20 protein-coding genes are annotated in these 23,932 nt (G+C 74.1%); 17 read left to right on the forward strand and 3 right to left on the reverse strand.

The genetic code is table 11. The features are described from left to right. The 8 genes from MY520_RS07645 to MY520_RS07680 all read left to right on the forward strand — a co-directional run. The coding region (locus MY520_RS07645) for a cell division protein FtsQ/DivIB (protein WP_436691487.1) at positions 1-729 on the forward strand (729 nt) is incomplete at its 5' end. A gap of 21 nt (positions 730-750) precedes the next feature. Continuing rightward, the gene (locus MY520_RS07650; RefSeq protein ID WP_436691488.1) at positions 751-1,335 is read left to right on the forward strand and encodes a peroxidase-related enzyme; all 585 of its coding nucleotides are present in this window, start codon (positions 751-753) and stop codon (positions 1,333-1,335) included. A 376-nt stretch (positions 1,336-1,711) separates the two neighbouring features. Beyond that, positions 1,712-2,989: a cell division protein FtsZ gene (gene ftsZ, locus MY520_RS07655; protein ID WP_436691489.1), complete on the forward strand. Its 1,278-nt coding sequence runs from the start codon at positions 1,712-1,714 to the stop codon at positions 2,987-2,989. Between the two features lie 10 nt (positions 2,990-2,999). Beyond that, a complete protein-coding gene (pgeF, locus tag MY520_RS07660; RefSeq protein WP_436691490.1) occupies positions 3,000-3,731 on the forward strand; it encodes a peptidoglycan editing factor PgeF in 732 nt (243 codons plus the stop codon). 25 nt (positions 3,732-3,756) lie between these two features. Continuing rightward, complete coding sequence (locus MY520_RS07665; protein WP_436691491.1) at positions 3,757-4,497, forward strand: YggS family pyridoxal phosphate-dependent enzyme; 741 nt, start codon at positions 3,757-3,759, stop codon at positions 4,495-4,497. A 32-nt stretch (positions 4,498-4,529) separates the two neighbouring features. Then, positions 4,530-5,378 carry a cell division protein SepF gene (locus MY520_RS07670; protein WP_436691492.1) on the forward strand — a complete coding sequence of 283 codons (849 nt, stop codon included), beginning with the start codon at positions 4,530-4,532 and terminating at the stop codon, positions 5,376-5,378. Between the two features lie 54 nt (positions 5,379-5,432). After that, positions 5,433-5,732 (forward strand): YggT family protein, encoded by a 300-nt coding sequence (locus tag MY520_RS07675; RefSeq protein WP_436691493.1) that lies wholly within the window; start codon positions 5,433-5,435, stop codon positions 5,730-5,732. 103 nt (positions 5,733-5,835) lie between these two features. Then, on the forward strand, positions 5,836-6,555 hold the full coding sequence (locus MY520_RS07680) for a DivIVA domain-containing protein (protein WP_436691494.1): 720 nt from the start codon (positions 5,836-5,838) through the stop codon (positions 6,553-6,555). Positions 6,556-6,621: 66 nt separating this feature from the next. Here the strand turns inward: MY520_RS07680 and ileS are convergent, their stop codons facing one another. After that, positions 6,622-9,798, reverse strand: a complete 3,177-nt coding sequence (gene ileS / locus MY520_RS07685; protein WP_436691495.1) for an isoleucine--tRNA ligase — start codon at positions 9,796-9,798, stop codon at positions 6,622-6,624. A gap of 122 nt (positions 9,799-9,920) precedes the next feature. On the opposite strand from ileS, the gene MY520_RS07690 reads away from it, so the two are divergent. Continuing rightward, positions 9,921-11,432: a potassium/proton antiporter gene (locus MY520_RS07690; RefSeq protein WP_436691496.1), complete on the forward strand. Its 1,512-nt coding sequence runs from the start codon at positions 9,921-9,923 to the stop codon at positions 11,430-11,432. A gap of 35 nt (positions 11,433-11,467) precedes the next feature. Here MY520_RS07690 and mqo read toward each other — a convergent pair whose 3' ends face one another. Then, a complete protein-coding gene (gene mqo / locus MY520_RS07695; RefSeq protein WP_436691497.1) occupies positions 11,468-12,958 on the reverse strand; it encodes a malate dehydrogenase (quinone) in 1,491 nt (496 codons plus the stop codon). Between the two features lie 98 nt (positions 12,959-13,056). Between mqo and lspA the strand changes: the two genes are divergently transcribed. The 6 genes from lspA (at position 13,057) to MY520_RS07725 (ending at position 20,563) form a co-directional block, all read left to right on the forward strand. Beyond that, positions 13,057-13,785: a signal peptidase II gene (gene lspA / locus MY520_RS07700; protein WP_436691498.1), complete on the forward strand. Its 729-nt coding sequence runs from the start codon at positions 13,057-13,059 to the stop codon at positions 13,783-13,785. Between the two features lie 103 nt (positions 13,786-13,888). Further along, positions 13,889-14,827, forward strand: coding sequence for an RluA family pseudouridine synthase (locus MY520_RS07705; RefSeq protein ID WP_436691499.1), 939 nt, complete (start codon positions 13,889-13,891; stop codon positions 14,825-14,827). A 9-nt stretch (positions 14,828-14,836) separates the two neighbouring features. Continuing rightward, positions 14,837-15,616: a CPBP family intramembrane glutamic endopeptidase gene (locus MY520_RS07710; RefSeq protein WP_436691500.1), complete on the forward strand. Its 780-nt coding sequence runs from the start codon at positions 14,837-14,839 to the stop codon at positions 15,614-15,616. Next, on the forward strand, positions 15,613-16,038 hold the full coding sequence (locus tag MY520_RS07715) for a GNAT family N-acetyltransferase (RefSeq protein ID WP_436691501.1): 426 nt from the start codon (positions 15,613-15,615) through the stop codon (positions 16,036-16,038). The genes MY520_RS07710 and MY520_RS07715 overlap by 4 nt, the downstream gene beginning before the upstream one ends. Positions 16,039-16,242: 204 nt before the next feature. Next, positions 16,243-19,809, forward strand: coding sequence for a DNA polymerase III subunit alpha (dnaE, locus tag MY520_RS07720; RefSeq protein WP_436691502.1), 3,567 nt, complete (start codon positions 16,243-16,245; stop codon positions 19,807-19,809). A gap of 85 nt (positions 19,810-19,894) precedes the next feature. After that, positions 19,895-20,563 carry an LPXTG cell wall anchor domain-containing protein gene (locus MY520_RS07725; protein WP_436691503.1) on the forward strand — a complete coding sequence of 223 codons (669 nt, stop codon included), beginning with the start codon at positions 19,895-19,897 and terminating at the stop codon, positions 20,561-20,563. Here MY520_RS07725 and MY520_RS07730 read toward each other — a convergent pair. Beyond that, the gene (locus MY520_RS07730) at positions 20,560-21,354 is read right to left on the reverse strand and encodes an LON peptidase substrate-binding domain-containing protein (RefSeq protein ID WP_436691504.1); all 795 of its coding nucleotides are present in this window, start codon (positions 21,352-21,354) and stop codon (positions 20,560-20,562) included. The two genes, MY520_RS07725 and MY520_RS07730, sit on opposite strands and share 4 nt — an antisense overlap. Before the next feature lie 147 nt (positions 21,355-21,501). Here MY520_RS07730 and hisD point away from each other — a divergent pair, with 147 nt between their 5' ends. Together hisD and MY520_RS07740 are read left to right on the forward strand one after the other, a co-directional pair. Beyond that, positions 21,502-22,764: a histidinol dehydrogenase gene (gene hisD / locus MY520_RS07735; RefSeq protein ID WP_436691505.1), complete on the forward strand. Its 1,263-nt coding sequence runs from the start codon at positions 21,502-21,504 to the stop codon at positions 22,762-22,764. Beyond that, positions 22,761-23,930, forward strand: coding sequence for a histidinol-phosphate transaminase (locus MY520_RS07740; protein WP_436691506.1), 1,170 nt, complete (start codon positions 22,761-22,763; stop codon positions 23,928-23,930). Before hisD ends, MY520_RS07740 begins: the two co-directional genes overlap by 4 nt. The last annotated feature ends 2 nt before the right edge of the window (positions 23,931-23,932 follow it).

A 23,932-nucleotide genomic window follows, 5' to 3' on the forward strand; every position in this document is an offset into this window, starting at 1 on the left:
GCCGCGGCGCCCGCGCGCCGGCGCCGGGACAGCCCGCGCGACCGGCGCCGCCGGCTGCTGCTGCGCGCCGGTGCCGGCCTGGCCGCGGTCCTGGTGCTCGTCTGGCTGCTGTGGGCGAGCCCCGTGCTCGCCGTCTCCGAGGTCCGGGTCGACGGCGCGGGCTCCCTCACCGCGGACGAGGTGATCGAGGTGGCCGGGGTCGCGGAGGGCACGCCCCTGCTGCGGGTGGACGTCGACGCCGCCCGGGCACGGGTCGCCCGGCTGCCGCAGGTCGCCTCGGTGGAGGTCACCCGCGGCTGGCCGCGCAGCGTCGTCATCACCGTGGTCGAGCGGGTTCCGGTCGCCGTCGTCGACGAGGCCGGCAGCCGCACCCTGGTCGACGCCGGCGGCGTGCTCTTCGACACGGTGACCGGTCCGCCGCCGGTCGGCGTCGTCCCGCTGGAGGTCGCCGACCCCGGTCCCGACGACCGCGCCACGCGCGCCGTCCTCGCCGCGCTGGTGGCGCTGCCGGCCGACGTCCGCGCGGGGGTCCTCTCGGCCACGGCCACCTCGGCCGAGGACGTCACCCTCACCCTCGTGGACGGCACCACGGTGCTGTGGGGGAGCGCGGAGGAGGCCGGGGACAAGGCCGCCGCGCTCGTCGCCCTGCTCGGCCAGCTCGCCGCCGGGACGCTCGAGCCCGCGGACACCATCGACGTCAGCGCGCCCTCGGCGGTGGTCCTCCGCTGAACGGCGGGGAAGGCTGTCCCCGTGACGTCCTCGCCGATCAGCCGGTTCCCCGTCCCGACCGCCGACGAGCTCGCCCCGGAGCTGCGCGAGCGCTACGCCGACGTCGAGGAGCGCTCGGGTTTCCTGCCCAACGTCTTCGGCGCGCTGGCCTGGCGGCCGGCCGAGGCCGCGGCGTTCTTCGCCCTGCACGACGCGCTCATGGACAAAGAGACCCCCGGCCTGTCGAAGGCCGAGCGTGAGCTGATCGTGGTCGCCACCAGCGCGGCCAACGACTGCCTCTACTGCGTCGTCGCGCACGGTGCGATCGCCCGCATCCGCGCCCGGGACCCGCACATCGCCGACCAGGTGGCCGTCGACTGGCGCAAGGCGCCGCTGCCGGACCGGGTGCACGCCGTCCTCGACGTAGCCGTGCGCCTCGCCGTGCGGCCGGCCGAGGTGACGGCGGCCGACCTGGACCGGCTGCGCGGGCACGGCCTGACGGAGGACGACGTGTGGGACGTCGGCGCGATCGTGTCGTTGTTCGCGCTGTCGAACCGGCTCGCGCACTGGGCGGCCATCCCGCCGAACGACGAGTTCTACCTCATGGGCCGCATCCCGCGGCAGTGAGCGGTCCGGGCGCCGGCCGTGCTCGCACACGGTGGCCCCCCGGCTCCGCAGCGGCGTCCTGACCAGCCCGAACCGACACGCGCGGCTCCACGACACGCCCGACGCGCAGCATCACTTTTCCGAGTTCCGAGGACCCGGCGTGTCCCGGCCATCAACCACCACATGAGACGTTCCCGGCGCGGGTCGTCACTGTCAGTGGTGTCTGAGTGACCACTGGGTCCGGTGGGATCGGTGCGAAGCCGCCGGCCCGACACGCCGGTCCCGGGAGGGTGCTTGTAGGGCGTGCGGCGGCCCACCTAACTTCAGCCGCGTCGACCCAGTTGACATAACTATAAGGCTTTACTTGAGGATGAGGGTCGAGGTCGGGAGCCCCAACATGACACCTCCGCACAACTACCTCGCGGTCATCAAGGTCGTCGGCATCGGCGGCGGCGGTGTGAACGCGGTGAACCGGATGATCGAGGTCGGCCTCAAGGGGGTCGAGTTCATCGCCATCAACACCGACGCGCAGGCGCTGCTGATGAGCGACGCCGACGTCAAGCTCGACGTCGGTCGCGAGCTGACCCGCGGGCTGGGCGCCGGCGCCCAGCCCGACGTCGGGCGGCAGGCCGCCGAGGACCACCGCGAGGAGATCGAAGAGGTGCTCAAGGGCGCCGACATGGTCTTCGTGACGGCGGGCGAGGGTGGTGGCACCGGCACCGGCGGCGCGCCCGTCGTCGCCTCGATCGCGCGCAAGCTCGGCGCCCTCACCATCGGCGTGGTCACCCGTCCGTTCTCCTTCGAGGGCAAGCGGCGGGCCGTGCAGGCCGAGTCGGGCATCGAGGAGCTGCGCAACGAGTGCGACACGCTCATCGTCATCCCCAACGACCGGCTGCTGCAGCTCGGTGACCGGAACGTCAGCGTCATGGACGCCTTCCGCACCGCCGACCAGGTGCTGCTCTCCGGTGTCCAGGGCATCACTGACCTGATCACCACGCCCGGCCTGATCAACCTGGACTTCGCCGACGTCAAGTCGGTCATGTCCGGCGCGGGCTCGGCGCTGATGGGCATCGGCAGCGCGCGCGGGGACAACCGGGCGCTGCTGGCCGCGGAGCAGGCGATCGCCAGCCCGCTGCTGGAGGCCTCGATGGAGGGCGCCCACGGCGTCCTGCTGTCGATCTCCGGTGGCTCGGACCTGGGCCTGTTCGAGATCAACGAGGCCGCCTCGCTGGTGTCGGACGCCGCGCACGCCGACGCCAACATCATCTTCGGTGCCGTGATCGACGACGCCCTGGGTGACGAGGTGCGGGTCACCGTCATCGCCGCGGGCTTCGACGGCGGCAAGCCGAGCGACCGGAAGAACGCGGGCACGACGTCGCTGCCGACGGCGCCCCCCGTGGCCCCGCCGGTCACCTCCCGGATGCCGATGCACCCGCAGCCGGTGACCGCGGCCTCGCCGGCGCCCACCGGCGAGCGCCTGGTCGGGTCCGCGTCGACCCCGCCGGCGTCGTTGCCGTCCACCTCGCAGCTGCCGCAGCGCCCGGCGGCCGGCGGCGGCATCACCGTGCCCCCGCTCCCGCCGGTCCCGAGCTCCGGCTCGGGCGGCGCCCGCCGGCCGCTGTCGAGCGAGGACTTCGAGGAGGAGCTCGACATCCCGGAGTTCCTCCGCCAGTAGGAGGAGCCCCGTGACCTCGTCACCGGCCGCCCCGCAGGCGGTGCGACCCCGACGGGTCGTCACCGACCGGCGGGGCGGCCGGTCCCGTTCGCCCTACGAGTCGTTCAACCTCGGCGGACACGTCGGTGACGACCCAGCCGACGTCGCCGCCAACCGGGACCGCCTGGCCCGCGAGCTGGGCGTGGACACGTCCCGGCTGGTCTGGATGGACCAGGTGCACGGGACGGGCGTGACAGTGGTGGACGGCCCACCCGACGGGCCGCTGCCGGCCACCGACGCCCTCGTCACCAGGACGCCCGGCCTCGTGCTGTGCGCCCTCGTGGCTGACTGCGTGCCGGTCCTGATGGCCGATCCCGCAGCGGGGGTGGTGGCCGCCGTGCACGCCGGCCGGGAGGGCGTCCGGCAGGGCGTCGTCCCCGCGGCACTGGCCGCGATGCGGGGGCTGGGCAGCCGGCCGGCCGACGTCACCGCGCTGCTCGGCCCGGCCGTCTGCGGCGCCTGCTACGAGGTGCCACGGGCCATGCAGGCCGAGGTGGCCCGGGTGGCGCCGGCGGCGGCGGTCCGGACCCGCCGGGGGACACCCGGGCTGGACCTGCGCGCCGGGCTGGCCGAGGTGCTCCGCGGCGCGGGCGTCGGCCAGGTGGTGCACGACCCGCGGTGCACCGTCGAGGACCGCTTCCTGTTCTCCCACCGGCGCGACGGCGTGACGGGCCGCCAGGCGGGCGTGGTCTGGCTCGGGTGATCCGGCGATCGGGGAGGATCGGCGCATGACCTCCCCGGCGGACCGGCTGCGCGCGGTGCGGGCCCGCATCGACGCCGCGGCACGGGCGGCCGGCCGCGACCCCGCCTCCGTCGGGCTGCTCGCGGTGAGCAAGACCTGGCCCGCCGCGGCGGTCCGCGGGCTGGCCGCGCTGGGGCAGGCCGACTTCGGCGAGAACCGGGCCCAGGAGCTCGTCACCAAGGCCGCGGAGCTGACCGACCTCCCGCTCCGCTGGCACTTCGTGGGCCAGCTGCAGCGCAACAAGGCCGCCGCCGTCGCCCGCCTGGGCGCGGTGGTGCACTCGGTCGACCGGCTCCCGCTCGCCCGGGTCCTCGGCCGGGCCGGCGCCGAGGCCGGGCACGCCGTCGAGGTCTTCCTCCAGGTCGATCTCGGCGGGCCGGAGGGGGAGCTGGCGGCCCGGGGCGGCGCCGACCCCGACGCCGTTCCCGGGCTGGCCGACGCGGTCGCGGTCGAGGAGGGCCTGCGGCTCCGCGGCCTCATGGCGGTGGCCCCCCGGGACGTCGAGCCGGGACCGGCGTTCGCCCGCCTGGCCGCCCTGGCCGACCGGGTGCGGGCCGACCACCCGGAGGCCGGCGAGATCTCGGCGGGGATGAGCGCGGACCTCGAGGAGGCGATCGCGGCCGGCAGCACACTCGTGCGTGTCGGAACTGCCGTCTTCGGGGAGCGCCCCCTACCCTCCCCAGAGGACGAGTCACACCAGTCACACGGGTCCCACGAACCCGGGTGACCGACGCGCTGTTCACCAGAGGGGGAGGGCTGATGGCCGGAGCCATGCGGAAGATGGGCATCTACCTCGGGCTCGTCGAGGACGACGACGCTCGCGCCTACGGCCGGTACGACGCCCGGCAGGCCGACTACGACCGGCACGACGACCGTCGTCCGGACGACCGCCGGCTCGACGACCGCCGCTACGGCCGGTACGCCTCGGACGACGCGTACGACGACCCCTACGACGCCGGCGACCGCTACGCCACCGACTACCGCGCCGACGACTACGAGGCCGACCTCGAGCCCGAGCTGCCGGCGCCGGACCCCGAGCCGGTGGCCCTGCCCCGCCGCACCACCGCCGGCGCGGGCCGGAACATCGGCCTCGCCCCCTCGGTGGGCGCCGACCGCTCCACGCGCCTCGGTGGCACCGCCGGCGCCGGTATCGGCGGTTCGGCCGGTGCCGGGCTCGGCAGCGCGTCCACGCCCGGGATCGGCAGCACGTCCACGCCCGGCCTCGGCGGTGGCTCGTCCGCCTCGGGCGCCGCGGGTCTCGCCGTCCGCGAGCCGGTGGCCGCGACCCCGGAGCCGACCCCCGCGCCGGCCCCCGCCCCGGCGCCGAAGCCCTACCGGATCACCACGCTGCACCCGCGCACGTACAACGAGGCCCGCCAGATCGGCGAGAACTTCCGCGACGGGATGCCGGTCATCATGAACCTCACCGAGATGAACGACGCCGACGCGAAGCGCCTCGTCGACTTCGCTGCAGGTCTGTCCTTCGGTCTGCGCGGTAGTATCGAGCGCGTCACGAACAAGGTGTTCCTGCTCAGCCCGAGGGACGTCGACGTGACGGCCGAGGACAAGGCGCGGATCCGCGAAGGCGGGTTCCTCAGCCAGCCCTGAGGCCGACGGCAGGAGTGGACCCGGCACGCGGAGTGCCCTGAACGAACGAGGACCGTGGCTCTCTTCTGGCAGATCGTCTCATCGGTGCTGCTCGTCTTCCTCGTCCTGCTCTTCGCACGGTTCGTCGTCGACTGGGTCATGGTGCTGGCGCGCAGCTGGCGGCCGTCGGGGCTGGTGGCGGCGGGTCTCGAGGTCGTCTACGCCACGACCGACCCGCCCCTCAAGGCCATCCGGAAGGTCATCCCGCCCCTGAACCTGGGCACCATCCGGCTGGACCTCGGGTTTATGGTGCTCCTGATCGCCGTGTACATCCTGAAGGGGATCGTGGACAGCCTCGCACGGGGCGCCGTGTGACCGCTGAGTCCCTTGAGGACGGCGTCACCGGGGGCCGGGTGTGGTCCGCCGTCGCTCGTCCGAGAACGTCCCTGTTCCCGCAGTCCGACCCGAGGTGACCCCGATGCCACTCACGCCTGCCGACGTGCACAACGTCGTCTTCAAGAAGCCTCCGATCGGCAAACGCGGCTACGACGAGGACGAGGTCGACGCGTTCCTCGACGTGGTGGAGGCCGAGCTGGCCCGGCTGATCGAGGAGAACAACGAGCTCCGCGCCGGTTCGGCCACCGGCCGCACGCCGCGCGCCGAGAGCGTCGAGGCGCCGGCCCCAGCGGCCGCCCCGCCGCCGCCTCCGCCCGCCCCGCGGGAGGACGACAGCGCCCGCGCCTCGCGGATGCTGGCCCTGGCCACCGAGACCGCGGACCGGTACGTCAACGAGGCCAAGGCGCAGGCCGACCAGATGGTCGTGTCCGCCAAGACCAACAGCGAGCGCATGGTCACCGACGCGCGGGCCAAGAGCGAGCAGATGGTCAGCGAGGCGAAGATGCGCGCCGACTCGATGGTCAACGACGCCCGCACCCGGTCGGAGACGATGGAGCGCGAGGCCCGCGCCAAGGCCGCGGCCCTCGACCAGGACGCCGAGCGCCGGCACACCGAGGTCATGGGCACGCTCGAGGAGAAGAAGAGCAGCCTGGAGCGCAAGATCGAGGAGCTGCGCACCTTCGAGCGCGAGTACCGCACCCGGCTGCGGTCCTACCTCGAGTCGCACCTGCGCGACCTGGACAGCCGCGGCTCGGCCGAGCCGGCGTCCAACAGCCGGCAGAACCAGCACGCCCCGGCCTGACGAACGGCCTGACGTGAGAGGGGCCCCCGGACGATCCGTCCGGGGGCCGCTCTCGCGTTCGCGCGGCTAGTCCGTCGCGCGGGCCAGCCAGAAGCGCGACCCGCCGGGCCCCTCGAGGCCGGCGCCGGAGCCCGCGGTGCCGGCGTGCACCCGCACCGCCAGCACCTCGGCAGCGACCTGGTCGGCCTGCTCGCGGAGCGCCTCGGCCATGGGGTCGGTGGAGTCCTCGGCGGTCCACCACAGCTCGATCCGGTCGCTGACGGCCAGACCGCTGCTCTTGCGGGCCTCCTGCACCAGCCGGACGGCCTCGCGCACCAGCCCGGCCCGCTCCAGCTCCGGGGTGAGCTGGAGGTCCAGCGCCACGGTGAGCCCGCCGCCGCTGGCGACCGTCCAGCCCTCGCGCGGGGTCTCGGTGACGACCAGGTCGCCCTCCTCCAGCGGCACCGGGGCGCCGTCGACCTCGACGGTGGCGGTGCCGGCCCGGTAGGCGGCGACCAGGGCGGCCGGGTCGGCCGCAGCGACCGCCTTGGCGACGGCCTGCACCTGCTTGCCCAGCCGCCGGCCGACCGCGCGGAAGTCGATCTTCACGCTGACGTCGACGAGGTCGCCGCCGACCGCGGAGAGGTCGAGCAGCCCCTGGACGTTCAGCTCGTCGGCGATCTCGGCGACCAGCTCGCCGGGCAGCGCCGACCAGCCGGGGGCGGCGACGACGGCGCGGGCCAGCGGCTGGCGGGTGCGCACCTTGGCCGACGTCCGGGCGGAACGGCCCAGCTCGACCAGCCGGCGCACCAGAGCCACCTGCGCCACCAGCTCGTCGTCCCGCGCCCCGGCGTCCACCAGCGGCCACGAGGTGAGGTGGACGCTGTCGACCGCGTCGGGCACGCCCGGGGCGACCGCCCGGGCCCACACCTCCTCGGTGACGAACGGGGTGAACGGCGCCATCAGCCGGGTCAGCCCGTCGAGCACCTCGTGCAGCGTGGCCAGGGCGGCGGCGTCGCCGTCCCAGAACCGGCGCCGCGAGCGGCGCACGTACCAGTTGGAGAGGTCGTCGACGAACTCGGCGAGCAGGCGTCCGGCGCCCTGGGTGTCGAAGTCCTCGAGGGCGGTGGTGACCCCCTCGGTCACCGCAGCCAGCTCGGCCAGCGCCCAGCGGTCGAGCAGCGGCCGCTCGGCCCGCGCGGGGGCCGGCGTCGAGCGCGGGTCCCAGCCGTTCGTGTCGGCGTACAGGGTGAAGAAGCTCGCGGTGTTCCAGTAGGTGAGCAGCACCTTGCGGACCACCTCGGACAGCGTCTCGTGGCCCACCCGGCGCGCCGACCACGGCGAGCCGCCGGCCAGCATGAACCAGCGGACGGCGTCGGCGCCGTGCCGGTCCATGAGCGGGATCGGCTCGAGGATGTTGCCCAGGTGCTTGCTCATCTTCCGGCCGTCCTCGGCCAGGATGTGGCCCAGGCACAGCACGTTCTCGTACGAGCTCCGGTCGAACACCAGCGTGCCCACGGCCATCAGCGAGTAGAACCAGCCGCGGGTCTGGTCGATCGCCTCGCAGATGAACTGCGCCGGGTAGGCCGCCTCGAACTCCGCCTGGTTCCGGTACGGCGCGCCCCACTGGGCGAAGGGCATGGCCCCGGAGTCGTACCAGGCGTCGATCACCTGCGGCACCCGCCGGAAGGTGCCCTCCTCGCCGGGGAGCGTGAAGGTGACGTCGTCGATGAACGGCCGGTGCGGGTCGAGGTCGGACAGGTCGCGCCCGGACAGCTCCGACAGCTCGGCCAGCGACCCCACCGCCACCACGCGCGACGGGTCGGCGTCGTTGCGCCAGATCGGCAGCGGCGTGCCCCAGTACCGGTCCCGGGACAGCGCCCAGTCGACGTTGTTGCGCAGCCAGTCGCCGTAGCGGCCCCACTGGATGTGCTCCGGGTGCCAGTGCGTCTTCTCGTTCTCGGCGAGCAGCTGGTCCTTCACCGCGCTCGTCCGGATGTACCAGGAGGGCTGCGCGTAGTACATGAGCGGCGTGTGGCAGCGCCAGCAGTGCGGATAGCTGTGCTCGTACCGCTGCTCGCGCCACAGCACGCCGCGGTGCTCGAGGTCGACGAGCAGCTCGTCGTCGGCGGCCTTGAAGAACCGGCCGCCGACCAGCCGGACCTCGCGCAGGAAGTGCCCGGACGGGTCGATCGGGTTGACCACGGGCAGCCCGTAGGCGCGGCACACGGCGAGGTCGTCGGCGCCGAAGGCGGGGGACTGGTGCACCAGGCCGGTGCCGTCCTCGGTGGTCACGTAGTCGGCCAGGACGACGAAGTGCGCGTCGACCGGACCGCCGTCGGGGCCCTCGGGGAAGTCGACCAGCTCGAACGGCCGCTGGTAGTGCACCCGCTCCCACTCCCGGCCGGTGGTGCGGGCCAGCACCTCGACGTCGTCGGTGTCGCCGAAGACGGCACCCAGCAGCGGCTCGGCCACGACCAGGGTGTCGTCGCCGCGCCGTGCCACGACGTAGGGGACGTCCGGGTGGACGGCGACCGCGGTGTTGGACGGCAGCGTCCACGGCGTCGTCGTCCAGATCAGCAGGTCGGCCTTGCCGGCCCACTCGCCGCTGGTGACCGGCAGCCGCACGTAGACCGAGGGATCGGTGATCGACTCGTACCCCTGGGCGACCTCGTGGTCGGACAGGCCGGTGCCGCACCGGGGGCAGTAGGGGGCGACCCGGTGGTCCTCGACCAGCAGGCCCTTCTCGAAGACCTGCTTGAGCGACCACCAGACGCTCTCGATGTAGGCCGGGTCCATCGTCCAGTAGGCCGTGGACATGTCGACCCAGTAGCCCATCCGGCGGGTCAGGCCCGTGAACGCGTCGACGTGCCGCTCGACGGACTCCCGGCAGCGGGCGTTGAACTCGGCGATGCCGTAGCGCTCGATGTCGGGCTTCCCGGCGAAGCCCAGCTCCTGCTCGACGGCGATCTCGACCGGCAGGCCGTGGCAGTCCCACCCGGCGCGACGGGGCACGTGCCAGCCCTGCATCGTCTTGAACCGCGGGAACACGTCCTTGAAGACACGGGCCTCGATGTGGTGGGTGCCGGGGCGGCCGTTGGCGGTCGGCGGGCCCTCGTAGAAGTTCCACTGCGGCTTGCCGGCCGAGGTGTCTAGCGTGCGCGCGAAGACCTTCTCCGCCTCCCAGCGGCCCAGGATCTCCTGCTCGAGGGCGGGCAGGTCGACCTGAGGGGGCAGTGCGCGGAAGGGGCCTGGAGAACTCACGCCGTCCATCATCCCCGAGGCCCGCGGGGGACCGGCGGCGGTGCCCGACCCCGGTCCGCAGCCGGAGGTCACGGGCGCGCGACCGGCGTACGGGAGACTGCGGAGGTGGACAGGGCCCCGCGGTGAACACGACCGTCACCGTCGGGCTCGCGGCCGGGGCGCTGGTCGTCCTCGTGGCGGCGGTCGCGCTGCGGCTGGCCGACCGGCTGGGGCTGCCCAGCCTGCTGATCTACCTGGCCCTCGGCATTGCGCTCGGCGAGAACGGCGTGGGCGTCGACTTCGAGGACGTGCAGCTCACCTCCACCCTCGGCGTCGCGGCGCTGGTGGTCATCCTCGCCGAGGGCGGTCTCACCACCCGGTGGCACGACGTCCGGCGGGCGATCGGGCCGGGGGTGTCCCTGGCCACGATCGGCGTCCTGGTGAGCGTGGGCGTCACGGCGGGCATCACGGTCTGGCTGCTCGACTTCCCCTGGGCCTTCGCCCTGCTGCTCGGCGCGGTCATCGGGTCGACCGACGCCGCCGCCGTGTTCGCCGCCCTGCGCCGGCTGCCCCTGCCGCGCCGGCTGGCCGCGTCGATCGAGGCCGAGAGCGGGCTCAACGACGCCCCGGCGATCCTGCTGGTGACGGCGCTCTCGGCCTACCTCACCGGCGCCGAGGCGCACGCCTGGTGGCTGGTGGCGCTGGAGATCGTGGTGGAGCTGGTCGGTGGGGCGGCCATCGGCGCGGCCGTCGGGCTCGGCGGTGCGGAGCTGCTGCGCCGGGTGGCCCTCCCGCTCGCCGGCTTCTACCCGCTGGCGACCCTCGCGCTGTGCGTGCTGGCGTTCTCCGCGGCGTCCCTGGCGCACACCTCCGGCTTCGTCGCGGTCTACCTGGCCGGGGTCGCGCTCGGCAACGCCGCGCTGCCGCACCGCTCGGCGAGCATCGGCTTCGCCGAGGGCATGGCCTCGCTGGCGCAGATCGGGCTGTTCGTGATGCTCGGGCTGCTGGCGTCGCCGACCCGGCTGGACGAGGCCCTGCTGCCGGCGCTCCTCGTCGGCGGGGCGCTGCTGCTGGTGGCCCGGCCGCTGTCGGTGCTGGCCAGCCTCGTGTGGTTCCGCATGCCGCTGTCGCAGCAGGCGTTCATCTCGTGGGCCGGGCTGCGCGGCGCGGTCCCGATCGTCCTGGCGACCTTCCCGGTCGCCGCCGGTGTGCCGGACGCCCTGGTCATCTTCGACACCGTCTTCGTGCTGGTCGTCGTCTTCACCCTGATCCAGGGCTGGTCGCTGCCCTGGGTGGCGCGGCGGCTGGGCATCGCCGCGCCGGTGACCCCGCGGGACGTCGACGTCGAGTCCGCGCCGCTGGACGAGCTGGACGCCGACCTGCTCCAGGTGACCGTGCCCGCCGGGTCCCGGCTGCACGGCGTCTACCTCCCGGAGCTGCGCCTGCCCGACGACGCCGCCGTGGTCCTCATCGTCCGCGACGGCCGGCCGTTCGTGCCCGACGCGAGCACCCGCCTGATGCGCGGCGACCAGGCGCTGCTGGTGTCGGCGCGGCGGTCCCGGCTGGAGGCCGAGCGGCGGCTGCGGGCGGTCAGCCGCGCCGGCCGGCTGGCCAGCTGGCGCGGCGAGACCGGCGGCGCCACCGAGATCGACTGAGGAGCGGACATGGCCATCTCTGCCCCTCGGTCGGGTCAGCCGTTGAGCTCGAGGGTCTGCATCGTCTCCGCGCGGACCTCGGCCAGCAGCGCCGGGTCGTCGACCAGCCGGCGGCCGTAGGAGGGGATCGCCTCCTGCAGCGACGGCCGCCAGGCGTCGATCCGGTCCGGGAAGCAGCGCTCGAGCACGGTCAGCATCGCCGAGACCGCCGTCGAGGCGCCGGGGGAGGCGCCCAGCAGGCCGGCGATGGTGCCCTCGCCGCCGACGACCAGCTCGGTGCCGAACTGCAGCACCGGGTGGCCGGCGGCGTCGCGCTTGATGACCTGCACCCGCTGTCCCGCGGTGATGAGCTCCCAGTCGGCCGCCTCGGCCTCGGGCACGAACTCGGTCAGCGTGTTGTGCCGCGACCTGCCGCCCCTGAGCAGCTCGGTGATCAGGTACCGGGTCAGCGGCACGTTGTCCTTCGCCACGCCCAGCATCGAGCCGAGGTTGTGGCCGCGGACCGAGCGGGGCAGGTCGAACAGCGAGCCGGCCTTGAGGAACTTGGGGGAGAAGCCGGCGTAGGGGCCGAACAGCAGCGAGTGGTCGCCGTCGATCAGCCGCAGGTCCAGGTGCGGCACCGACATCGGCGGCGCGCCGACGGCGGCCTGCCCGTAGACCTTCGCCTGGTGCGCCGACACCAGCTCGGGCGAGCCGGTGCGCAGGAACTTGCCGCTGACCGGGAAGCCGCCGAAGCCGCGGATCTCGGGGATGCCGGCCCGCTGCAGCAGCGGCAGCGCGCCGCCGCCGGCCCCGACGAAGAGGAAGCGGGTGCGCACGGTGCGCTCCTCGCCGGTGAGCGCGTCGGTGATCGTGACCGTCCAGCGGCCGTCGGTGCGGCGCTCCACGCCGGTGACCCGCTGGTGCACGTGCACGTGCACGCCGCGCTCCTCGGCCGCCTCGATCAGCAGCCGGGTCAGCGCGCCGAAGTCCACGTCGGTGCCGGCGGACGAGCGGGTGGCCGCGACGACCTCGCCGGCGGGGCGGCCGGCCATCATCAGCGGCAGCCACCCGGCCAGCTCGGTGGCGTCGTCGGTGTACTCCAGGCCGGCGAACAGCGGGGAGGCGGACATCGCCGCGTACCGGTTGCGCATGTACGCGCGGCCGTCCTCGCCGGTGACGAAGCCGACGTGCGGGACCGGGGTGATGAACTCCTTCGGCGCCCCGGTCAGGCCCGAGCGGACCAGGTGCGACCAGAACTGGCGCGACACCTGGAACTGCTCGTTGATCGTCTCGGCCTTGCTGGTGTCCACCGACCCGTCCGGGCCGGCCGGCGTGTAGTTGAGCTCGCAGAGGGCCGCGTGACCGGTCCCGGCGTTGTTCCAGGCGTCCGAGCTCTCGGCGGCCACGTCGGGGCCGGACTCGAAGAGGGTGACGCTCCAGTCGGGGGCCACGACACCGAGCAGCGACGCGAGGGTCGCGCTCATGATGCCGCCGCCCACGAGGACCACGTCGGGGTCGGTCGATGGTGCGAGGTCGGTGGACACGTCGGCCTTCCGGGCTCGGGGATGACGATCCCCTCCAACTTCGGCCTTTTCTGCGCAGAACATGTCACCCGGCGTTGTGAGATCCGTCGCACACCGGCATGAGACGGATCACCGCGGCCCCGGATGCGCGCCCGGCCGCTCGGTGCGGCGGGGCCCGGCGCGGGCGCGGCTATCGTCGGGAGGCGCGGCAGCCGGCCGCAGGAGCCACGACCGAGGAGCCCGTCCTGTCCGAACGCAGCGAGCCCGAGGACGGCGGCGACCGGGCGACCGGACCCGCGGACGACGCCCGGCGGCGGCCGCGCACCCGGCTGCTGCTCCTCCTGGCGACGGCGGTGCTGCTGGCCGACCTCGGCACCAAGCTGCTCGTCGTCGCCACGATCGACGCGGGCGAGAACATCCGGCTGCTGGGCGGCGCGGTGTACCTCACCCACGCACGCAACACCGGTGCCGCCTTCTCCTTCGCGGAGGGCTTCACCGTGGTCTTCACGCTGATCGCCGTCGCGGTGGCGGTGGTGATCGTCCGCACCGCCCGCCGGCTGTTCTCCACCGCGTGGGCGGTCGCGCTGGGTCTGGTGCTCGGGGGCGCCGTCGGCAACCTGGTCGACCGCGTCTTCCGCGAGCCCGGGTTCCTCCGCGGCGGCGTCGTCGACTTCGTCTCCGTCTTCGCCCCGGACGGGCAGGTCTACCCGATCTTCAACGTCGCCGACTCCGCGATCGTCTGCGGCGGCATCCTCGGGGTGCTGCTGGCCCTGCGCGGGATCGAGTTCGACGGCTCCCGGACGTCCGGCGACCGGGCCGCGCGCGACGGCGGCCCGGCCCACCCCTGACCGCTCCGGCGGCGCTGCGCGGGTCCCGGCCCCGTCCAGAGGCTCGCCGCGAGCCTGCCAGGGGTGAGGAGGACGCGGTCCTTCCTCTGTCACGATGGGTGCCGTGATCGACTCCCCGGGCCAGCACCGCGCGCTCCCGGTGCCGGACGGGCTGGAGGGCCAGCGCGTCGACCAGGCCCTGTCCCGGCTGTTCGGGCTGTCGCGCACGGCCGCCGCCGACCTCGCCGACGGCGGGCGGGTGCTGATCGACGGGCGGGTCCACGGCAAGGGCGACCGGGTCACCGGAGGCGGCTGGCTGGAGGTCGAGCTACCCCCGCCGCCGGGCGAACCCACCGCGCCGGAGCCGGTCGCCGGGCTCACCGTCGTCCACGACGACGACGACATCGTGGTGGTCGACAAGCCCGTCGGGGTGGCCGCGCACGCCAGCCCCGGCTGGGAGGGGCCCACCGTCGTCGGTGGCCTCGCCGCGGCCGGCTACCGCGTCTCCACCTCGGGGGCGGCCGAGCGGCAGGGCGTCGTCCACCGGCTGGACGCCGCCACCACGGGGCTCATGGTCGTGGCCAAGAGCGAGCGGGCGTACACGCTGCTCAAGGCGGCGTTCAAGGAGCGCACCGTGGAGAAGGGGTACAACGCCCTCGTCCAGGGGCACCCCGACCCCTCCCGCGGCACCATCGACGCGCCGATCGACCGGCACCCCAAGCACGACTGGCGGTTCGCCGTCGTCCAGGGCGGGCGCCCGTCGGTCACCCACTACGAGGTGGTGGAGGCCTTCCCGGCGGCCAGCCTGGTCGACATCCGGTTGGAGACCGGCCGCACTCACCAGATCCGGGTGCACTTCTCCGCGCTGCGCCACCCGTGCGTCGGCGACACGACCTACGGGGCCGACCCGACGCTGGCCGCCCGGCTCGGGGTCTCGCGACAGTGGCTGCACGCCGTCCGGCTGGGCATCCCGCACCCGGCCGACGGCCACTGGATGGAGTTCACCAGCCCGTACCCGCCCGATCTGGCCGGCGCGCTCGACATCCTGCGCGCCGAGAGCTGAGGCCCGGCGGTGGACGGGCTGCCCGGCTCACTCGCCGACTACGGCCCGGCCGCGCTGTCGGCGGTCGCCGTCGCCGGCTACCTGGTGCTGGGGGAGCCGCTGGTCGGCCATGTGCTGCACCGCCGGTTCGAGGGCCGGCTGCGCACCGACGACGGCGCCCGCCGCTCGTTCTACCGGCGGCTGCTCGTCCTGGAGTGGGGACTGGCCCTGCTGGCCCTGGTGGTCTGGCTGTCCGCGCCCGGCGTCGACGCCGCGGGGGTCGGGCTGCGCTGGCCGCAGTCGTGGCCGGGGCCGGTCTCCGGGGTGGCCGCCGTCCTCGTGCTGGTGTTCGTGGTCCTCTCCACGCGGGCGCTGCGGTCCGGGGCGCTGGCGGTGGCCGCCGCGCAGGTCCGGCGGCCGGGCGAGGGGCGGCACGCCGAGCCGCAGGTCCACGCGACGCTGGCGCTGCTCCCGCGCACCGGGGCCGAACGCCGGTTGTTCACCGTCGTCGGGGTCACCGCCGGCGTCTGCGAGGAGTGGCTGTACCGCGGGTTCTTCCTGGCCGTCGCGGCCGCGGTGGCCGGCGGGCTGTCGACGCCGGTGCTGGTCGCGGTCGGCGCGGCCGGCTTCGGGCTGGCGCACGCCTACCAGGGCGTGGCGGGGGTGCTCACCACCGGCGTCCTCGGGGGCGTGATGGCCGCGCTGTACCTGGACACCGGGTCGCTGCTGCTGCCGGTCCTGCTGCACGTCCTCATCGACCTGCGGTTCCTGCTCGTGCCGGCCAGCGCCCTCCCGGCGGGCGCCCGGTGAGGGCCGACCTGGCGACGGCCGCCGACCGGCCGGAGATCCTCGCGCTGCGCACCCGGGTCTTCGTCGAGGAGCAGGGCGTGCCGGCCGAGATCGAGCAGGACGAGCACGACGCCACCGCGGTGCACGCCCTCGCCCGGGACGACGACGGCCGGGTGGTCGCCACCGGGCGCCTGCTGGTCCGCGACGGGCGGGCGGTGATCGGCCGGATGGCGGTCGACGCGTCCGTCCGGGGCCGGGGCCACGGCGCCGCCGTCCTCGCCGTGCTGCACCGGCAGGCGCGGCGGCTGGGGCTGGCCGAGGTCGAGCTGCACGCCCAGCTGACCGCCCGCCGCTTCTACGAGCGGGCCGGCTACGTCGCGGTGGGGGAGGAGTACGAGGAGGCCGGCATCGCGCACGTCACGATGCGCCGGGACCTGACCTGACGGGCCCGCGGGGCCGCTGTGACCGATCGGTCCGCCTGTGGCGAGACACGTTCTGTCGGTCCCCCGGAGTAGACCTCCGTGGTGCGAGGATCGGGTCATCCCCCGGCCCGCACCCCGGACCACAGCACCGCCGGTCTTCCCCGCCGGTCGCCCGCCGGATCCCGACGGCCGGGCACGCACGACCTGTGAGGAGCACGCACCCCCGTGAGCAGCACCCCCTCGTCCGACTCGTTCGTGCACCTGCACGTCCACACCGAGTACTCGATGCTCGACGGTGCGGCGAAGCTGCCGGAGGTCACCAAGGCCGCCGCCGAGCAGGGGATGCCGGCGCTGGCGATGACCGACCACGGGAACGTCTTCGGCGCCTACGACTTCTACAAGCAGGCCAACGCGGCCGGCGTGAAGCCGATCATAGGCATGGAGGGCTACTACACGCCCGGCTCGCGGTTCGACCGCGCGCCGTTCGACTTCGGCGACAACCTCATCGACGAGGAGGGTGACGGCGGGTCCAACCGCGGCAAGGCCGCGTACACCCACATGACCCTCCTGGCGCGGACGACGGAGGGGATGCACAACCTCTTCCGGATCTCGTCGCTGGCCAGCCTCGAGGGCCAGTACCGCAAGCCGCGCTTCGACCGCGACCTGCTGGAGCGCTACGGCGCCGGCCTGATCGCCACCACCGGGTGCCCGTCGGGCGAGGTCAACATGTGGCTGCGCGCGGGCAAGGAGGAGAAGGCCCGCCAGGCCGCCGCCGACTTCCAGGACATCTTCGGGCGGGAGAACTTCTACGCCGAGCTGATGGACCACGGTCTGTCGATCGAGAAGAAGACCCGGCCGGCGCTGCTGCAGATCGCCAAGGACCTCGGCATCCCGCTGCTGGCGACCAACGACCTGCACTACACGCACAAGGAGGACGCCGAGGCCCACGACGCCCTGCTGTGCATCCAGACCGGGTCGCGGCTCAACGAGCCGAACCGCTTCAAGTTCAACGGTGACGGCTACTACCTGAAGAGCGCCGCGGAGATGCGCGCGCTGTTCCCCGGCGAGCTGGCCGAGGCCTGCGACAACACGCTGCTGATCGCCGAGCAGTGCGAGGTGCAGTTCACCGAGGGCGCGGACCTCATGCCGCGCTTCCCGCTGCCGCCGGGGGAGGACGAGACCTCCTGGTTCATCAAGGAGGTCGAGCGCGGGCTGCACAAGCGCTGGCCGAACGGGATCCCCGACCACGTGCGCAAGCAGGCCGACTACGAGACCGGGATCATCTGCCAGATGGGCTTCCCGGGGTACTTCCTCGTGGTCGCCGACTTCATCAACTGGGCCAAGGACAACGGCATCCGCGTCGGTCCCGGCCGTGGCTCGGCCGCCGGGTCGCTGGCCGCCTACGCGATGGGCATCACCGACCTCGACCCGCTCGCGCACGGGCTGATCTTCGAGCGGTTCCTCAACCCCGAGCGCGTCTCCATGCCCGACGTCGACATCGACTTCGACGACCGCCGCCGCGGCGAGGTCATCCGCTACGTGTCGGAGAAGTACGGCGAGGAGCGGGTCAGCCAGATCGTCACCTACGGGACGATCAAGGCCAAGGCCGCGATCAAGGACGCCGCCCGCGTGCTCGACCGGCCCTACTCGGTCGGTGACGAGCTGACCAAGCTCATGCCCCCGGGCGTGATGGGCAAGGACATCCCGCTGTCGGGGATCTTCGACCCGGCCCACCCGCGCTACAAGGAGGCCGCGGAGTTCCGCGCCCGGTACGAGTCCGACCCGGGCGCCGCCGAGGTCGTCGACCAGGCCCGCAAGCTCGAGGGGCTGAAGCGGCAGTGGGGCGTGCACGCCGCCGGCGTCATCATCGGCCGCCACCCGCTGATCGACAGCATCCCGATCATGCGCCGCGAGGCCGACGGCGCCGTCATCACGCAGTTCGACTACCCGACCTGCGAGACGCTCGGCCTGCTCAAGATGGACTTCCTGGGCCTGCGCAACCTGACGGTCATCGACGACGCGCTGCGCAACATCGTGCTCAACGGCAAGGAGCCGATCGACCTCGACGAGCTCAGCAAGGACCTCACCGACAAGGCCACCTACGAGCTGCTGGGCCGGGGCGACACCCTCGGCGTCTTCCAGTTCGACGGCGGCCCGATGCGGTCGCTGCTGCGGCTGATGCGCCCGGACAACTTCGAGGACATCTCCGCCGTCGGCGCGCTCTACCGGCCGGGCCCGATGGGTGCGAACTCGCACACCAACTACGCGCTGCGCAAGAACGGCCAGCAGGAGATCACGCCGATCCACCCGGAACTGGCGGAGCCGCTGGAGGAGATCCTCGGCCAGACCTACGGCCTGATCGTCTACCAGGAGCAGGTCATGGCGATCGCGCAGAAGGTCGCCGGGTACTCCCTCGGCAAGGCCGACCTGCTGCGCCGCGCGATGGGCAAGAAGAAGAAGTCGGTCCTGGACGCGGAGTTCGTCGGGTTCGAGGCCGGCATGACGGCCAACGGCTTCTCCGCCGCCGCGATCAAGACGCTCTGGGACATCCTCGTCCCGTTCGCCGACTACGCGTTCAACAAGGCCCACTCGGCGGCCTACGGGCTGATCTCCTACTGGACCGCCTACCTCAAGGCCAACTACCCGGCCGAGTACATGGCCGGCCTGCTCACCAGCGTCGGCGACGACAAGGAGCGCCGGCCGATCTACCTGGCCGAGTGCCGGCGGATGGGCATCAAGGTGCTGCCGCCGGACGTCAACGAGTCCTCCTGGGACTTCACCGCCGTCGGCACCGACATCCGCTTCGGCCTGGCGTCGGTGCGCAACGTCGGGCACAACGTCGTCGACTCGATCGTGCGCGCCCGCGAGGAGAAGGGCGCCTTCAAGGACTTCGCCGACTTCATGCGCAAGATCGACACGGTGGCCTGCAACAAGAAGGTCATCGAGTCCCTGGCCAAGGCCGGCGCCTTCGACTCGATGGGCCACTCCCGGCAGGGCATCGCCGCGGTGCACGCCCAGGCCGTCGACTCGGCCATGGCGCTCAAGCGCAAGGAGGCCGAGGGGCAGTTCGACCTGTTCGGCAGCTTCGGCGACGGCGCGGCGGAGGACGACCCGTTCAGCGGGGCGCTGGACATCGTGATCCCGACGGCGGACTGGTCGAAGTCCGAGCGACTGGTCTTCGAGCGGGACATGCTCGGGCTCTACGTCTCCGACCACCCGCTGCACGGCGTCGAGCACGTCCTCACCGCGCACGCCGACACCCCGATCGCCGAGATCAACGCCGGCGGCGTCGAGGACGGCGCGAACGCGACCATCGCCGGCATCCTCACGTCGGTCTCCCCGCGCACCAACAAGCAGGGCGCGCCCTGGGCCATCGCGACGGTGGAGGACCTCGAGTCGGGCATCGAGGTGCTGTTCTTCCCGAAGACGTGGGCCGAGGTGTCGGAGAAGGTCGTCCGCGACCAGATCGTGGTGGTCAAGGGCCGGATCAGCCGGCGGGACGACCAGCCCTCGCTGTTCGGCTCCGAGGTCACCCTCCCCGAGCTCACCGAGGGTCCCCGCGGGCCGGTGCTCGTCTCGATGGCCGCGGCCCGCTGCACCCCGCCGGTGGTCGAGCGGCTGCGCGAGGTGCTGGGCAGCCACCCGGGCACCACCGAGGTCCAGCTCAAGCTGGTCAACGGCAGCCGGGAGACCGTGCTGCGGCTGGACCAGGGCCTGCGGGTCCGCCCCAGCACCGCGCTCATGGGCGACATCAAGGCGCTGCTCGGGCCGACCAGCGTGGCGCTGCTGTGAGGGCGGTGCGGTCGAGGACACCGCGCTGAGCGCGCCGGGAGCTCCCCGGGACGGCGCGGCCGGCGAGACGGGGTTCACTGGGGACGTGCACAGCGCCGCCGACCGCCCCGGCGAGCCGACGCCGGCCGTGCGGCGCCCCCGCCCGGACGCCGGCGCGCGCTGGCCCGGTGCCGCCGAGCTGCGGGCCGACCGGCCCAGCTCCCTGCTCCTCACCGGCGTGCTGCTGCTCACCGGGCTGCCGGCCGGGCTGCTGTGGTGGGCGCTGGCACCGCGGGCCCGGTTCGAGGTCACCGCGGACGGCCCGCTGGTGCTCGGCCACCCCTCGGCGGAGCTGCTCGCCGCCGACGACGGCGTCTTCACCCTGGTGCTCGCGGGACTGGGCCTCCTGGCCGGCGCGGCCGGGTGGGCGCTGCGCCGCCGTCGCGGGGTCGGCACGCTGATCGCGCTGGCCCTGGGCACGCTGCTGGCCGCGCTCGCCGCCTGGCAGCTGGGGCAGGTGCTCGGCGCCGGCCCCACCGAGGCGCAGCTGGCCGACGTCGGCTCGCAGGTCACCACCGCGCTGAGGCTGAACTCCCTGCCCGCGCTCGCCGTCGGCCCGTTCGCCGCGGTGCTGGTCTACGTGGTCGCCACGCTGCTCGCAGCGGCGGAGGACCTCGGCCGGCCCGGCCCCGCGCCGTCGGTCGTGCCGCCCCCGGTCGAGGGGGCGCTGCCGTCGGAGGTCCGGCCGGTCGAGCCCGATCCCGCCGCGCGCTAGTTGACGCTGCCCGGGCCGGCGAAGCGCTGCAGCGGCGCCGGTACCGCGCCCAGGGTCTCCAGCAGGGTGAGCTCGCGGCGCAGCAGCCGGGACTCCGCCCGCAGCCTCCGGCGGGTCGCCGACTCGGCCAGCAGCGCCTGGCGGTCCTCGGTGGTCAGCAGCGCCGAGGAGGCGACCAGGTAGGACAGGGCGCGCGGATCACCGGCGACCACCGACAGCAGCTGCTCGGCCTCGGGCTCGTCGTCTCCTCCCTCCCCGGTCAGGCTCGACACCGCCGCCACGTACCGGCCGAACAGGTTCCCCACCCCGCGGACGAGCACCTCCAGCGAGCCCCGGGCGACGGCGGTGACCAGCGCGTCGTCCGGGTCGGGCACGCCGCCGTCGGCGGCCAGGCCCTCCTGGTCGCCGGCGGCCTCCTCGGCCGCCTCCTCCTCGGCCAGCCACTCGACCTCCGCGCGCAGGTACGGCGGGTCCTCGGCGACGACGACGTCCAGGAGGCGGAACCGGTCGCCGCCGACGGTGACGATCCGGAAGCCGCCGTCGGGCTGCGGGCGGATCGCCTTCAGCCGGGCCGTGCACCCGACGTCGTAGAGCGCCTCGGCCGGGGCCACCCGCTCGACCTCCCAGCCCTGCCGGATGCCGACCACGCCGAAGAACCGCTCCTGGCCCTCGGGCACGGCCAACAGGTCCCGGATCAGCCGGCGGTAGCGCGGCTCGAACACGTGGAGGGGGAGGACCACCCCGGGGAACAGCGGCGTCCCCAGCGGGAAGAGCGGGATCAGGTCGCCCACGGGCGCTGACACTAGGGGAGGGAGCGCCCGGACCGGGCACCTCGGCCGCCCGTCTACCCTGGGGTGTTCCCGTCCGCGCCCCGGAACCGCCTCGGAGGTCCGCCCGTGCTCGCCCGCATCGACCTGCGTGGGTCCACGTTGCCGGGAGTGCGTGAGCTCTCCGGCCTGCTGCCCCGGGCCGCCACCGACATCGACTCGGTGCTGGCGACGGTCCGTCCGCTCTGCGAGGACGTCCGCGTGCGGGGCGCGCAGGCGGTCCGCGAGATCACCGCCCGGATCGACGGTGTCGACCTCGAGGACTTCGCGGTGCCGCGCGCCGCGATCGACCGCGCGCTGGCCGAGGTCGACCCGGCCGTTCGTGCCGCCCTCGAGGAGGCGATCGCGCGGGTGCGCCGGGTGCACGCCGACCAGGCCCGCACCGACGTCACCACCGAGGTCGTCCGCGGCGGCACCGTCACCGAGCGGTGGGTGCCGGTGCGCCGGGTCGGGCTCTACGTGCCCGGCGGGCTGGCCCCGCTGCTGTCCAGCGTGGTCATGAACGTCGTCCCCGCCCAGATCGCCGGCGTCGAGTCGATCGCGGTCGCCTCCCCGCCGCAGCGCGACCACGGCGGCCTGCCCGACCCCGGCGTCCTCGCCGCGTGCGCGCTGCTCGGCGTCACGGAGGTCTACGCCGTCGGCGGCGCCCAGGCGATCGCCGTCTTCGGGTACGGCGCGGGCTCCTGCGAGCCGGTCGACATGGTCACCGGCCCGGGCAACGTCTACGTGACCGCGGCCAAGCGCCTGCTGCGCGGCCTCATCGGCATCGACTCCGAGGCCGGCCCCACCGAGGTGGCGATCCTCGCCGACGACACCGCCGACCCGGTGCACGTCGCCGCCGACCTGATCAGCCAGGCCGAGCACGACCCGCTGGCCGGCGCGGTGCTGGTCACCACCAGCGAGGAGCTCGCGGACGCCGTCCTCGGGCTCGTGCCCGGCCAGGTCGCCGCGACCAAGCACTCCGACCGCATCACGACGGCTCTGGACGGAAGCCAGTCGGGCGTCGTCCTGGTGGACGACCTCGACGCCGGGCTGCGGGTCGTGGACGCCTACGCCGCCGAGCACCTGGAGATCCAGACGCGGGACGCCCGCGAGGTGGCCGGCCGGGTGCGCAACGCCGGTGCGGTCTTCGTCGGCGCCTGGTCGCCGGTGTCGCTCGGCGACTACTGCGCCGGGTCCAACCACGTGCTGCCCACCGGCGGCTGCGCGCGGCACTCCAGCGGCCTGTCCGTGCAGTCCTTCCTCCGCGGCATCCACGTCGTCGAGTACGACGAGCAGGCCCTCGCCGAGGTCGCCGGGCACATCGACGCCCTCGCCGGGGCCGAGGACCTCCCCGCGCACGCCGCCGCCGTCCGGGCCCGGCAGCGCGCATGAGCCAACCCCACGAAAGCGCTCCGCCGGCGCTCCACGTTCCCGCGGGGACCCCGGCGACGCGGCTCGACGAGCTCCCGCTGCGGCCGGAGCTGCGGGGCCGCACCCCCTACGGTGCCCCCCAGCTGCCGGCCAAGTACCGGCTCAACACCAACGAGAACCCGCACCCGCTGCCCGACGCGCTGCTCACCGACCTCGCCGAGGCGCTCCGGCACGCCGCGGTCGACCTCAACCGCTATCCCGACCGGGACGCCCTGGCCCTGCGCGCCGACCTCGCCGCGTACCTGACCCGCACCGGGGGCGTGTCGCTGGCGGCCGGGCAGGTGTGGGCGGCCAACGGCTCCAACGAGGTGCTCCAGCAGATCCTGCAGACCTTCGGCGGCGCCGGACGCCGGGCGCTGGGCTTCACGCCGTCCTACTCGATGCACCCGATCATCGCCGCCGGAACCGGCACCGCCTGGGTGGACGGCCGCCGCCGGCCGGACTTCACCATCGACCCCGGGGCGGCCGCGGCGCAGGTCCGCGAGGTGGCGCCGGACGTCGTCTTCGTGACCAGCCCGAACAACCCGACCGGCACCGCGGTGGAGCTGGCGACGATCGAGGCGCTGTACGAGGCCACCACCGGCGTGGTCGTCGTCGACGAGGCCTACGCGGAGTTCGCGCGCAGCGGCACGCCGTCGGCGCTCACCCTGCTGGCCGGGCGGCCCCGGCTGATCGTCAGCCGGACCATGAGCAAGGCGTTCGGCATGGCGGGACTGCGGCTGGGCTACCTCGCCGCCGATCCCGCCGTCGTCGACGCGCTGCAGCTGGTCCGGCTGCCCTACCACCTGAGCTCGCTGACCCAGGCGGCCGCGCGGACCGCGCTGACGCACACCGACGCCCTGCTGGCCACCGTCGACGCGGTCAAGGCCGAGCGCGACCGGATCGTGGCCGCGCTGCCGGGGATGGGGCTGACCAGCGTCCCCAGCGACGCCAACTTCGTGCTGTTCGGCCGCTTCGCCGACGCCCCGGCCGCTTGGCAGGCGCTGCTCGACCGGGACGTGCTGGTGCGCGACGTCGGGCTGCCCGGCTGGCTGCGGGTCACCGCCGGCACCGCGGAGGAGACCGACGCGTTCCTCACCGCCCTGGGTGAGGTCGCGCCGGACCACCGCACCACTGAGGGAGGATGAGC

The sequence above is a fragment of the Geodermatophilus sp. CPCC 205506 genome (assembly GCF_051383635.1).
Lineage (GTDB): Bacteria > Actinomycetota > Actinomycetes > Mycobacteriales > Geodermatophilaceae > Geodermatophilus.

Bases quoted from the DNA above. Each gene is read 5' to 3' on its own strand.
- ftsZ (WP_436691489.1), top strand. From the start codon at position 1,712: ATGACACCTCCGCACAACTACCTCGCGGTCATCAAGGTCGTCGGCATC.
- MY520_RS07680 (WP_436691494.1), top strand. From the start codon at position 5,836: ATGCCACTCACGCCTGCCGACGTGCACAACGTCGTCTTCAAGAAGCCT.
- MY520_RS07740 (WP_436691506.1), top strand. From the start codon at position 22,761: ATGAGCCAACCCCACGAAAGCGCTCCGCCGGCGCTCCACGTTCCCGCG.
- MY520_RS07670 (WP_436691492.1), top strand. From the start codon at position 4,530: ATGGCCGGAGCCATGCGGAAGATGGGCATCTACCTCGGGCTCGTCGAG.
- lspA (WP_436691498.1), top strand. From the start codon at position 13,057: ATGAGACGGATCACCGCGGCCCCGGATGCGCGCCCGGCCGCTCGGTGC.
- MY520_RS07665 (WP_436691491.1), top strand. From the start codon at position 3,757: ATGACCTCCCCGGCGGACCGGCTGCGCGCGGTGCGGGCCCGCATCGAC.